Origin of the sequence: Bacillus cereus group sp. BfR-BA-01524 (assembly GCF_022662595.1) — a bacterium.
Taxonomy (GTDB): Bacteria; Bacillota; Bacilli; order Bacillales; family Bacillaceae_G; genus Bacillus_A; species Bacillus_A thuringiensis_S.
In genome coordinates this window covers 22,175-36,031 of the sequence record NZ_JAKUDW010000035.1, presented here as the reverse complement: position 1 = coordinate 36,031, position 13,857 = coordinate 22,175, and the positions used below count along the sequence as shown (strand labels likewise).

Sequence of the window (13,857 nt, the reverse complement as noted above, 5' to 3'; positions counted from 1 at the left end):
TGTATTATAAATAAATAAAAGCCAGCTCTCAATAAAGAGAACCGGCTTGTAATTTAGCAGTCATTGGTTATTTTAAAATTTTCACTTTAACAGTTTTGCGTCCCCATTTTTGAGCAGCACTATCTGATCCAAGTAAGATATCGATACGGTTACCTTTAATTGCACCACCAGTATCTCCAGCGATAGCTTCTCCGTAACCTTCTACCCATACTTTAGATCCTAATGGGATTACTTTCGGGTCAACAGCGATCATTTTCATGTTTGGATTCGCAGTTAAATCATGACCCATTGCAGTTAATACACGGCCGCCATATGTGCCACCGTTTTCGCTCGGGTGAGCTGTATATGCTGTAGCTACAACTGTTAACTCACGACCACCAGATGGTTCGCTAGTTTCAGCCGCTTTCACAGCAGGCTTAGCAGCTGGTTTTGCTTGTGCTGCAGGTGCTTGAGCCTTAGCTGGTGCTTCAGCTTTAGCAGGAACAGCCGTTTCTTGTTTCTCAATTACAGGTGCTGTACCTGTTAAGAAAGGAACGTGAACGTAAGCTGTTTTCCCGTTATATTCAAATTGTAACCACTCATTTTGTACTTGGTTCGTTGTTTCGATTACATCGTCTTTCTTCAACTTTCCAAGAATTTCTGAGTTTGTGTTCGCTTCAGCACGTACGTTTAATACGTTAGCTGTTACGTAGTAGATGCTTTTTGTGAACTCTGCACTTACGAATGCGTCTTTACCGTCTAAAGTAACTTTTGACCATCCGTTCTCTGTATTTTGAACATCTATCTTATTACCGTTTAGTAATTTACCGACAACTTTTGATTCCGTAGTAGGGTTTTCGCGTACGTTTAGTACGTCTGTTGTTACAACAGTTTCTGCATTAGCAGATGATGTGAAAATCCCAAGACCAAAAACTGCTGCTGTTGCTATTCCAATTAATTTTTTCATGATAGCCTCCATTGCGTTTGTTTTCGTGTCCTCATTATAGCAACAGATTTTTTCGGATTTAGGGAAAACACACAATTACAAACCATTCGTAATAAGTCGTTAACATCCTGTAATATAACAAAAAATATAGGAAAGCGTTTTTCATTCTATATGAATCATAGGTTTCTAGTTATATTCAAAATATTTAATACAACATATTTTTTTCGCCGTAAATAAAAATATTACAGGAATATTACATAATGTTTACTAAACGATTACATTCCTTGAGTATTTTACCGTTTTATGGGTAATATAGTTATATAAACATAAACATTTTGTTTGTGAATCTATAAACACGTGCTATATACTAGCAAAAAAACCGCATAATTGTTACAAAACGAAAGGGTTGCAAGGAAGAAATTTGCCCTTTTTTACATATGTAACACATCCTTTTTTAGGAAAATACATTCCTATCCGCATTTTTCTCACACAATTTGACAGTAGTATTTCTATCTTGTAGCTCTTGCAGAGTGAAAAGGTTATACGAAAGGTAAGGCTGTCCATAAGAATTCTAATTGGTGAAGGTGAAAGTAAGAAAATCACCGCAAAATTATAGTTTTCTATCCGATTTTACATATCGGAATTTATGTTATTTATAAAAGCGAAACCTACGAAGGGGGATTTGATGAGGAAACTGACAAAAACATTCATCGTTTCATTAACATTATGTATTGCATTTACAATTTGGGGGATTATTCCCGAATCTATTATTGGAAAAGGTAGCTTAGGAAATGTAACAACCGCAATTCAAACTGCATTAGTTAGTAAGTTTGGGTGGTTTTATATTATTTCCGTTTCTATTATTTTAGGTGTATCTATCTTTTTAATTGTTTCGAAATACGGTTCTATTCGTTTAGGTAAAGATGATGACGAACCTGATTATAGTTATATGACATGGTTTGCTATGTTATTTAGTGCTGGTATGGGTATCGGCTTAGTTTTCTGGGGCGTTGCCGAACCATTAAACCATTTATACGCACCTCCATTTGGAGAAGGTGCAACTGAGGAAAGTGCACGCCTTGCACTGCGTTTTTCATTTTTCCATTGGGGATTACATCCTTGGGGACTATATGCGTTTGTAGCGTTATGTATTGCTTATTTTACCTTTAGAAAAGGAAAAGCGAGTACGATTAGTGCAACAGTAGGTTCGTTATTTAAGGGCGGGGAACACGGACGTATTGCTCATTCGTTTGATGTGTTAGCTGTTTTCGCAACTGTGTTTGGTGTTGCAACGTCGTTAGGTCTCGGTGCAAAACAAATTGCAGGTGGTGTTAGCTATTTAACATCTATTCCGAATTCATTAACGACACAGTTAGTTATTATTGCAATCGTAACAGTTCTTTTCATGTTATCTGCACAAACAGGTCTTGATAAAGGAATTAAATATTTAAGTAATACGAACATTATTTTTGCATTTGCACTTATGATCATTGTATTATTTGCAGGTCCAACAAACTTTATTATGAATTACTTCACTTCAACAATAGGTTCTTATATTCAAGAATTGCCAAGTATGAGTTTCCGTTTAAGTCCATTGGATGAAGGCGGAAATCAATGGATTCAGTCATGGACAATTTTCTATTGGGCATGGTGGATTGCGTGGTCACCGTTCGTAGGTACGTTTATTGCTCGTGTTTCACGAGGTCGTACAATTCGTGAGTTTGTTATCGGTGTGTTACTTGTACCGACCGTAATAGGTGCACTTTGGTTCTCAGTTTTCGGCGGGACTGGTATTCACATGGAGCTGTTTAGTGATGCACATGTCTTTGAAAAAATTAAAGAGATGGGAACAGAAGTAGGATTATTCGCTATGTTTGATCAAATGGGAAGCTTTGGATCAGCTTTATCTGTTTTAGCGATTCTTCTTATTTCTACATTCTTTATTACATCTGCAGACTCTGCAACATTCGTTTTAGGGATGTTAACGACACATGGTAGTTTAAACCCACCAAATCGTATTAAAATGATTTGGGGTATCGTTCTAGCCGCGATAGCTTCAACCTTATTATATATTGGCGGATTAGAAGCATTACAAACAGCAGCTATCATTGCGGCATTCCCATTCGTCTTTGTTATTTTCTTTATGATGGCAGCATTATTTAAAGAGTTACAAAAAGAAGGACGTATGAAGCGGCATTAATAATAGAAGGAAAAGAGCTGATTTTATATCAGCTCTTTTTTTAATCCCTCTATTTGTTGGGCTGCCTGTAAAAGTCCGATTGGTGAGTGCTGATTAAAGTTTCACTTTATATAGAAGGAATTTGAAATGCGGGTAAGGGAAATAAAATACTTTATCATATAAGTAGTATGCCTTTTATATGAAGAAAAAACGATAAGTTTCGACAACATTCGATACCTTACGAATTCTATTCGTATTTTTGTCAAAAATATGTCGGAAATGTGTTGTCACTTTTATGTATATGTGCTATATTATTTCCTGTAAGCGATTTCAAATAGTTTTAAAGCGCATTCAAGGGGGACATCTAGAATAATGAAACGTTACGAAAGAAAGTGGAAGCATATTTGTTTGAAACGTGTGGCACATCGTAGTGTCCAAGAAAGCACGGAACCTAAGACTGAAACGCGCAAAGAACAGCAAGAGAAGCAATTGGTTCTACAAAAATAGCAATCACTTTTTCGTATATAAATGAAGGTCGATCGTTCGTTGGGGGATGGACGTGAAATTACTTTCAGCTAAGGGGTATTGTCTGATATATAATTTATACGGCAATAAATAAGCACAGGGCATACGGCGCTCTGTGCTTATTTTTATTATTTATCTTTTTTGAATCGAACTGTCTTATCCCAGCCGATGACTTGTTTCTTACTCTTTGCACGTAAGTATAAGATTAAGCTACGAATAAATAAGTACGTAAAGAGCTGTGCGTACGTAAAGTACATAATAACGCTAATAAAAATATTAGTCGGTGTAAAGGTTCGTTCGACACTCTGGGCACTAAATAATTGTGAAACATATGTAATATATGCGACATACCACATAAATAGTAGCGGAATGCTATATTGAATTTGGAATATCCCGAGTAGCCCAATTACAAACCAAACGTTCGAAATGATTAGGAATAGCCAAAATACAACATACACTAGAACTTGTTGTAAGGAATGAACGAGCAGTTTTCCTTTAAAGAAGCTTAATGACGAGAACATTTTTTCTAAAATGTATAAATTCCCTTGGAGCCAACGTGTACGTTGTTTAATAAGGATTTTTAAATGCTCTGGTTCTTGTTCCCAAGTAACTGATTCTGGGACTATTGGTAAGAGATAACCTTTTTGTGTAATTCGTAATGTTAATTCGGCATCTTCTGCAATTGCATAAGGGTCATAGCCACCAAGCTCTTCTAGTGCGGAGCGACGAAGAAGCATGTTTGTTCCTGTCAGTGAGCCCGTTTGGAATAGTAACCAGCGTCCAGATTGCATAAGGAGCTGGAAGATTTGAAATTCTAGTGAAATCATTCGCGTCAGCCAGTTTCTTTTTTCGTTTACTGTACGAACATGTCCAACAGCTCCAACAGCATCTTCAGTTGTTTCAGCGTGCTCTACAAGCATTCGCAGTGCGTGTGGTTCAGGCTGGTTATCTGCATCGTAAACACAGAAGTATTCACCATCTGAAATACTAAGGCCGTAGTTTAATACGCGTGATTTACCCTTCGGTTCACCGGACGGAACACGAATGTGACGAATGTGGGCATAAGCTTTGTCGAAATCATCGCCGATTTCAGGTGTTTCATCTTGAGAGTTATCATTTAATAAATAAATGGTTAGCTTTCCTGGATATTCAATCTTCGCCATTGCCTCTAAAGTATCTTTAATAACGACCCCTTCATTATGAGCAGGTATGAAAATATCGACGCTCGGATAATGTTCTAGCGTACGATCTTTTCGTTTACTATTTCGATGGATTAAGCCCGCGATTGTTAAGAAAGAGTAGTAAACGAGTAAGCCAGAGAATAGAAAGGCCGTAAAAATAAGTACATATTTAATTGAAAATGTGATACTGATCCAAAAAACGAGTACGCAAAACAGAAGAAATAAAAGAAGTATAACGAGAGTCATCATAACAATGTCTGTCCTTTGTTTCCAATTTGCTCGCGTGAAATTTTTATATCTCGGATTGCTTCAGCTGCAAGCCATTGCTCCATTTTTGGCTTTAGGCGGTTCATTACAATGTCAGCACCAGCTTCATTTGTGTTTTGTAATAAAATAACTAGTGTATTATTATCATATTCAGCAGCAAGGTCAAAATCATTCCTTACGGTTTCAACTAATAAGGAAGCTACACGGTCCATAACACTTTCCTTCGTATATTTACTAAAGGAAGTGAAATCAAAGTAAACAATAAAGCCTGTTTCATTACGACGATTCATTGCAGTCGTTAATAGCGCTTGGCGTCTCTCGAATTCTTGTCTTGTTAGTAATTTTGATTCTCCAATATATTGTTCCAACGTTCTCACACGCTCAGTTAAAGTTTTATTTTCATGAATCACTTTTTTCAATAGGTGAGTTGTTATGTATACAATGAAGAAGTTAGCTGCCATCAGGAAGTGGGTAATCATATATTGCCATTGAACTGATGTACTCCATAAATGAAGCCATGCTTGATAAAATAAATAAAATACGGAAATGATGGTTCCTAGTATGAAGAAAATAAATGCTGTTTTGTCAGCTAAAAATAAGAATAGTACATTTACCATTACGTATATTATTGTAAAAATGAGCGCATGCTCATAATTCGTCACATGTACAGTAGTAAAATAAAATACAATTTGTAAAATCCACATAGAGAGGATTTTATAGAACTTATCTTTCACAAAACTTTCCTCCTTAAAGCTATTTCATCCATAGATACTTGTAGTATGCGCAATTATTAAGAAATTGACCATGTCGTTAAATTCTTTTGAAGGGCAACCACAAGTAGTATCTCTAGTTTCATCAGAAAAATAAAAAGACCTAAACATTATTGTATCATAATGTACTTATATTTGGGATAAAGTGATTAACAGATACATAAAAGACGTTTTGATTGCATGAAAAAAGTCTTCTCTTGTAGAAAGAGAAGACTCTATATAAGTTTATAGGAACATCATACCTGCAACTGCTGCATTTAAGAAGTTCGCTAGTGTACCAGCGATAACTGCTTTAATCCCTAATTGTGCAATTTGTTTACGGCGAGTAGGAGCTAGCGTTCCTGTTACACCTAATTGAATTGCGATAGAAGAGAAGTTTGCGAATCCACAGATTGCGAATGTTAAAATTAGATTTGTTTTGTCAGAGAACTCTGCCATGTGTGGTCCTAAGTTTGCGTATGCAACGAATTCGTTGATTGCAAGTTTTTGACCGATAAAGCTTGCTGCTTGTACAGCTTCACCTGGAGAAACTCCAATTAAGATTGCAAATGGTGATAATAAGTAACCGAAGATTAAATCAAGGCTAAGTTTAATATGGAATAAAGATCCAACTAATCCTAATAGACCATTTAATAAAGCGATTAATGCGATGAAAGCCATTAACATTGCTGCTACGTTAATAACAAGTTGCATACCTTCAGATGCACCGCGTGCAGCTGCATCGATAACGTTTGCATCTTCACGTTCTGTAGAAAGTTCAACGTTATTATCTACTTTTTCTGTCTCTGGCATGATTAGTTTTGCAATTAATAAGCTTGATGGAGCTGCCATAATTGCAGCTGCTAATAAGTGCTCTAACGGAATACCCATTGCTGCATAGCCGACAAGAACTGATCCGGCAACAGCTGTCATACCGCTTACCATAATAGTGAAGAATTCACTATTTGTTAAGCGTGCTAAGTAAGGTTTAATTAAGATTGGAGCTTCAGTTTGTCCTAAAAATACAGTCGTTACTGAGTTTAAGCTTTCTGCTTTAGAAGTGCCAAGAAGTTTACTTAATGCACCACCAACGACGCTAACAAATTTCTGCATAATACCAAAATGATATAAGATTGCTACTAATGAACTAATAAATACGATTGGAAGTAGTGCTTGAATAAAGAATACAAATCCCCAAGGTCCTTTTGCGTTGACTAAATCCCCAGCAACGAACTTAATTCCCTCGTAAGAAAAATTAATTAATCCTTGAACGCCGTCAGCAGCGTGTTTTAAACCTGCTTTACCAGCATCCCATCGTAATACGATAAATGAAAATGACATTTGTAATGCTAGCGCGATTAAAATTGTGCGCCAATTAATAGCTTTGCGGTTGGAAGATAGTAAGAAAGCAATTGCTAATACCCCAATCACGCCGCCAATTCCCCATAAAAGATTCATGCAGTGTATGCTCCTTCCTCATAGTAAAAACAGTGTATAAACCAGTTGTCTATACGTTTACGAATATAACATCTTAAGTAACTTATCATAATGGACATCGGAGGTCAAACGTCTAATGAAAAGTTTAAATAAAAAGAAAATTCTTCAAAAAAACACATATGAAATAAATAGACATGAAATAGGTTATGTTTTTTATGAGAATATATACATTATGATAACGTTATGGATTATTTTTGCAGAATAAAGTGTATGAAATGGAAGAATAGATACATTATTTTTATAGAGAGAAGGTAGGAGAAAGGGAGTAATATGTTGAACTTATAGCAAAAAGCCTTCTAGTAAACTAGAAGGCTTTGAAACTATTAAATTAAGGTGCTTTCGTGTATCCTAAGAAGTGGCTCTTCCAATAAGAGTTACTTAATGAAGCGATTGCTACACCTTTATCTCCAGCTTGGATAAATGATCCGCCCCCAAGGTAAATACCCATGTGAGAAGGACCTGATTTATAAGTGTTTTGGAAATAAATTAAGTCACCTGGTTGTGGATTTGAAGTTTGTGGTAGGCTACTCCAATATCCCGCAACACTTTGACGGCTAATGTTATGACCAAATTTCTTAAATACGTGGTAGATGTAGCCACTGCAGTCTACGCCGTTAGCAGAAGTTCCGCCCCAAACGTATGGTACACCTTGCATTGATTTTGCATATGCAAGTACGGAAGAACTGTCGCCACTATTATTGCCTGTATTATTGTTTTGATTGTTATTTTGGTTATTGTTAGGCTTATTATCTACTGCGCCTCCAACTGGTGTTTTAGATAGGTAACGTGTTCCGATATAACCATTTTGACCGTTGTAGTTAATTTTGCTCCATCCAGAGTTTTCAGAGATTACTTGAACCTTCTGACCTTGTGGAAGTGCGCCTATGATTCTATAATTTGTACCTTCGCCGCTACGTACATTTAGTGCAGAAGCATTAATGTAGTAGTCGCCAATTGCGCCTTGGTTAGGTTGTTCAGGTTGTTTTGGTTGCTCAGGAGTAGTAGTGCCACCTTTAACGAATTTTACAAATTCGCTACTAACAAAGCCTGTTTTTCCTTGGTAATTTACTTTAAACCAACCGTTTTCAGATCCAACTACGTTTAATGTTGTACCGTTTAAAACGCCACCAATTACACTATGGTAAGCAGCAGGGCCTGTACGAACACGTAAAGATGTAGCGTTAACTACATAAGAACCGCCAGTTTGAATAGTTCCATTATTATTGTTTTGCTCTTGTTTGTTGCCTTCTGTAACGTTTTCGTTAGAACCGCCTTTTGTTACGTAGTCTTTGCTTATATAAGCAGTTTGTCCTGCGTAATTGATTTTGAACCAATCTTGAACTTCGCCAACAACTTGTACTACTTGTCCTTTTGTAACAGAACCTACAGTTGTGTGAGAAGTACTAGGACCTGTACGAACACGAAGGGAAGATACATTTACTGTATAGTTTCCGCTTGCTGGTTTTACTTCTTGGTTGTTATTGTTATTATTCGTGTTGTTGTTTGAAGAACCCGCATTAGAAGAAACGCCAGATACGAATTCGCCACTTACATAACCTACTTGTCCATTATGGTTAATTTTCACCCAACCATTTTCTTGTCCAATTACGTTTAATGCTTGTCCTGCATATACACGCCCAGAAACAGAACTAGAAGTGTTAGGAGCTGTACGTACACGTAATACATCAGCAGTAACTTTATTGTTTCCACCTGTGCTTACATTGTTGTTTGTTGCTCCACTTTTTGATACAAATTCGCCACTAACGAAGCCTGTTTTTCCGTTAATGTTAATTTTGAACCAACCATTTTCTTCGCCAATCACGTTTAGTGATTGACCGTTATAAACGCGTGAGATGATGTCGTGAGAAGTGCTTGATCCCGCACGAACATGTAATACGCTCGCGTTTACCGTATAAGATGAGTTGTTTGATGCAGAAGCTTGGACAGTTGTAGCAGCTTTTTGTGTATTTTGTTCAGGTGCAGCTTGAACACTATCAAGTGTAGGTGCTGCTCCTCCTGCTACAGACACTGCCGCAAGACCGGCAAGATACTTTTTCATAATTTGTCGATTCCTTTCTGTCTGTAATGTAGTGAAGAAATATTTACCAACTGTTAAAAATTCTAAAGAGCATGTCGATTACTGTCAAGGCTTATGTGGGAATCTGAATATGACAAAAAGATTACAAGAAAAAATCAAGGCATAAATTTACACCTTGATTTCCATTTAAATGCATATATTGAATATGAAAGGACAGAAATTATTCGTGTTTAAGAAGATGACATATTGGATTGTAACAAGATTTTATTAAAAGATTTTTGCAGTTTTTTGGTGATAGGGCCAACTTGCCCATCTTGAATCGCGGTTCCATCAAGGTGGGTCATTGGTAAAATTTCAATCGTTGTGCCTGTGAAAAAACATTCATCTGCTTGATAAACGTCACGAACGCTGAAAAGTTCTTCCTGTACAGGTATGTGAAGAGTATTCGCTAAAGAAAGGACATATTGACGAATAATGCCATTTAAAATAAGGTGATTGGCTGGATGTGTGTAAAGAGTTCCGTTTTTAATTAAAAAGAAGTTGGAATGGCTTCCTTCCGTTACAATACCATTCCTTACGAGAAGTGCCTCTTTACAGCCTTTCCGTTCAGCTTTCGTAGCAGCTAGTACGTTTGGTAATAAATTTAATGATTTAATGTCACAGCGTAGCCATCGAGTATCGGGTTCTGATATAGCGCGTATACCATATTCGATCCATAACGCTGGTCTTTCTTTTTTTGTAATATAGGCATAAATCGTCGGAGGGTTGTCATATGAAAATATATGTGTGCGAGCTTGTACACCGCGAGATACTTGCAAATAAATTGTGCCATCTTCGTGGAAATGGTTTCTTTCAATTAATTTGTAAAGTAAAGTGATGAGTTCAGCTTTTGAGAAAGGGAGCGATAATTCTATTTCTTCCATGGATCGATATAATCTCGTTATGTGCGGATCTAATAAGTGAAAGTTTCCTTTATATAGGCGAATAACCTCGTAGACACCATCTCCGAACTGCGAACCTCTCTCTTCAAGTTCTATGTACGTTTGTTGTTTTGTTGTATCAATAACTTCATCATTCCAAAGTACAAATTTTTCGTATGCCAATTTCCGTCCCATCCTTTCGTAAGTAACGTGAAACTTTCATTCATGCGAGATAAGAATCACTATAGTAATTTTTATGTAAGTAATTCTCTACATATGCCCGTAAATGCCCGATTGGTGAGGGCTGATTAAAGTTTCACTTTACAGCATTTTGTATATACAAATTCGAAAATAAGAAATGAGAATCCTGCTTTTAAATAAAAAAAAGCAACATTCTTATGGAATGCTGCACAAGGAGGGTAGCTATCTTTCATAGGGACATTGTCTCGTTGAATGCTTTGTGTATGGAAACAAAACATGTTGAAAGACAATTATAAGAAAGTAGAAACAAAAGATTTACACATTTCTTTAAGGGATCTTACGAAAGATGAGAGATAAGAAATATGTAGAACCTTGTTTACATATTTTATTATAGAGATTCTTCATTAACACTATGTGAATATTTGGTAAAGGTTATGTAATTTTAAAGTTAATGAATATAAGTAGTTGTATGGAAGAAAATAAAAAAAGAGGCTGAGATTACTCAGCGCTCTTCTTTTCTTCTTTAATAGCTGTTTTTACTTCACCAGTTTTGATCTTATTACTTTCAGAGAAGCGAAGTAAGTCACCTTCAATGATTTTATCAGACATGTTCAATTCATTTTGGGCACGATCAATTAGTGGTTGAGATTCTTCTTTCGGTAATTGTACTACTTCGCCAGTAGCACGGTCGTAGAATGTACTGTTTGTGTACATGTATTTATCTGTAACGAAGCTACCGTCACGAAGAACAACAAATCCTTTATTATCAGGTGAGAATACATCATGACCGAATCGAACGTCATTCGTAGAATCTACACCAAGTAAGTTTAGAATAGTTGGTTTAATATCAATTTCACCAGTTGGTTTCGAAATTGTTTTACCTTCTTTTTGACCTGGAACGTGAATAAACATCGGTGTTTTTTGTAAGTTCATATGGTCAAATGCAGTGATTTCTTCTTTTCCTAAGAACTGTGCCATTGCACGGTTATGGTTTTCAGAAATACCGTAGTGGTCACCGTAGAATACGATTACGGAGTTGTCGTAAATACCTTCTGCTTTTAGACGCTCAATAAAGTGTTTCATTGCTTCGTCTAAGTAACGAGCAGTTACCATGTAACGGTCAAATACGCCATCACCAGAATTATATTCGTCGATTAATTTTGTACTGTCATCGTAAGTGAATGGGTAATGGTTCGTTAAAGTAAGGAAGCGAGTATAGAATGGTTGCTTCACTTCTTTCAACATATCAATAGATTGATCGAAGTATTCGATATCTTTTAATCCCCAGTTTAATTTTGTTTCCGGCGTAATCTTGTAATCAAGCTCGTTGTAGTAACGATCATAACCAAGTGCTGGATACATAATGTTACGGTTCCAGAATGTTGCGTTGTTTGCGTGGAATACCGACGTGTGATACCCTTGCTGACGTAAAATTTCTGGAGTTGCTGTATATTCATTGTTACCGTGTGTGAAGAATACAGCACCGCGGTCTAGTGGATATAAAGAAGTATCTACTAGGAATTCAGCATCAGATGTTTTACCTTGCCCAGTTTGATGGAAGAAGTTATCAAAGTAATAACTTTCTTTCGTAAATTGGTTTAAGAATGGTGTAACTTCTTGTCCGTTAACTGTTGCGCCAATTAAGAATGTTTGTAATGACTCAAGAGAGACAACAATTACGTTTTTCCCTTTTGCAGTACCGAACATATTTGGATCTGGTTTACTTTGTGTTGTTTTCACGTAGTTTTCTGTTTCTTGTAATTTACTACCGTCAGCGAATGCTTTTTGTGAACTTGATTTCGCTTGTAAGCCAAGATCGTATACTTGGTGTACATATAATCCTAAGTTTTTAACAAGCATAACGCGGTCGAATGAACGTGTTAATAGTTCTGGACGTTCAGCTTCTGCAAGCCCTAAGTTTGCGAAGAAAATAGCAACTGTTGATACGAAGTATAGAGAACGCATCGGGCGTGCTACACGCTCTGTAGGTGCAAAGTTTTTCATTTTCTTCAACAGAACGAAGAAAATGATAATGTCTGCAAATGCAAGAATAATTTTGTAGTTAAATAATTCTTTCACACTAGAACCTAAACTTCCGAAGTTAGATGTTTGTCCGAGTACTGGTAAAGTAACGAAGTCATTGTAGAATCCGTAGAACATTACGTTACCAACAAGAACGATTGTTAAGATAAAATTAATTCCTAGTGCTATATAGTTACGTTTTTTCCCTTTTGCAAATAATGCAAGACCAACAAGCAGTAATGATGCTGCTAATGGGCTAAGGAATAAAATGAATTCTTGCATGAAAGATTCAAGTTTTAAATCAAAGCTTGTACGTGTAATAATGTAAGTTTTCAGCCATAAGGCTAAAGCTACGAATACAGTGAAACGCACATTTTGAAATTGTGATTTCAAGGTTTCTTTCATTCATTTCCACCCTTTCTCTATCAGGCTTGGTCGATTTTGGAGCGAAAAATGCTAAAATAAAAAATACATAGTTTTCTTGGCCATAATTAAAGGTTCTATATTCACCCATATACGACTATAACTATGCATACCCTTTTGGTTTCTTTTGTTGCTCATAAGCATAACGTCATTTCTGTATTATACAACAAAATTCATTTCTGAGAAACACTATAACATTTTACATTTTTTGTATAAGATTTGTCACTACCAGAGAAAACTTTAACATTCGTTTATATGTCCGTCAACTAGAAAATATAACAAAGATAGAGCAGAATGTTAAGTAGAAGTGAAAATTTTCTTTGTTGAGAAATAAGAAACGAAGATGGGTAAGGGTTATCTAGAAATCTATTATATGAAGGAAATCGTGTAAAAATTAACGAACACTTGTTCTTTTTCGGTTTGTTTGTTACAATGAAAGTTCATTGATAGGTTTTGTGTAATTTCCATGAACTTTTACTGATAACATATTGTAGCTTATTTCTTTTTAAAAATAGGGAGGCTTTTTCATGAAACAAAAATTTTCAGTTGAAGCGTTTTGGAAGAAAGTAAAACATGTTGCAAAGCAAGCAGGGCAGTCGGTCATTTATACAAGTTTATTACTGTTTTACGTTTTGCAAAGACCCGATGTTCCAAAACGAGTGAAAATTATTGTAATTGGAGCACTTGCTTATTTTATTGCACCGATTGATGCGATTCCAGATTTCATTGCTGGAATTGGCTATACGGATGATTTAGGGGCGTTAACGGCCGCACTAATACAGGTGTCGTTATACGTCAATGAAGATGTGAAAGATAAGGCACGAGTGAAGTTGGCAGAATGGTTTGGTTCGGATATAGACACAGCATTTATCGATCAGAAATTAGGTCAATAGGTGAAACCTGTCATAAGGTGACAGGACGAACGTAAGC

Annotated in this window: 9 protein-coding genes; 2 read left to right on the top strand and 7 right to left on the bottom strand. The window is 36.3% G+C overall.

Annotated elements, in window-relative coordinates; genetic code table 11:
• Window positions 1-67: 67 nt before the first annotated feature.
• Window positions 68-946: a cell wall-binding protein EntA gene (locus tag MR170_RS14725; RefSeq protein WP_242308538.1), complete on the bottom strand. Its 879-nt coding sequence runs from the start codon at window positions 944-946 to the stop codon at window positions 68-70.
• Between the two features lie 664 nt (window positions 947-1,610).
• Here MR170_RS14725 and opuD point away from each other — a divergent pair.
• Window positions 1,611-3,125, top strand: coding sequence for a glycine betaine transporter OpuD (gene opuD, locus MR170_RS14720; RefSeq protein WP_029443628.1), 1,515 nt, complete (start codon window positions 1,611-1,613; stop codon window positions 3,123-3,125).
• A 632-nt stretch (window positions 3,126-3,757) separates the two neighbouring features.
• Here the strand turns inward: opuD and MR170_RS14715 are convergent.
• The 6 genes from MR170_RS14715 to MR170_RS14690 form a co-directional block, all read right to left on the bottom strand.
• On the bottom strand, window positions 3,758-5,059 hold the full coding sequence (locus MR170_RS14715) for a glycosyltransferase family 2 protein (protein WP_000988755.1): 1,302 nt from the start codon (window positions 5,057-5,059) through the stop codon (window positions 3,758-3,760).
• On the bottom strand, window positions 5,056-5,811 hold the full coding sequence (locus tag MR170_RS14710) for a GGDEF domain-containing protein (RefSeq protein ID WP_242308537.1): 756 nt from the start codon (window positions 5,809-5,811) through the stop codon (window positions 5,056-5,058). Before MR170_RS14710 ends, MR170_RS14715 begins: the two co-directional genes overlap by 4 nt.
• 261 nt (window positions 5,812-6,072) lie before the next feature.
• Complete coding sequence (locus tag MR170_RS14705; RefSeq protein WP_001051018.1) at window positions 6,073-7,284, bottom strand: NupC/NupG family nucleoside CNT transporter; 1,212 nt, start codon at window positions 7,282-7,284, stop codon at window positions 6,073-6,075.
• Window positions 7,285-7,651: 367 nt separating this feature from the next.
• Complete coding sequence (locus MR170_RS14700; RefSeq protein WP_242308536.1) at window positions 7,652-9,382, bottom strand: C40 family peptidase; 1,731 nt, start codon at window positions 9,380-9,382, stop codon at window positions 7,652-7,654.
• Window positions 9,383-9,591: 209 nt separating this feature from the next.
• A complete protein-coding gene (locus MR170_RS14695; RefSeq protein WP_080117270.1) occupies window positions 9,592-10,476 on the bottom strand; it encodes a D-amino-acid transaminase in 885 nt (294 codons plus the stop codon).
• A 504-nt stretch (window positions 10,477-10,980) separates the two neighbouring features.
• The gene (locus tag MR170_RS14690; RefSeq protein ID WP_000665343.1) at window positions 10,981-12,909 is read right to left on the bottom strand and encodes an LTA synthase family protein; all 1,929 of its coding nucleotides are present in this window, start codon (window positions 12,907-12,909) and stop codon (window positions 10,981-10,983) included.
• 545 nt (window positions 12,910-13,454) lie between these two features.
• Here MR170_RS14690 and MR170_RS14685 point away from each other — a divergent pair.
• Window positions 13,455-13,820, top strand: a complete 366-nt coding sequence (locus MR170_RS14685; protein WP_016079706.1) for a YkvA family protein — start codon at window positions 13,455-13,457, stop codon at window positions 13,818-13,820.
• The last annotated feature ends 37 nt before the right edge of the window (window positions 13,821-13,857 follow it).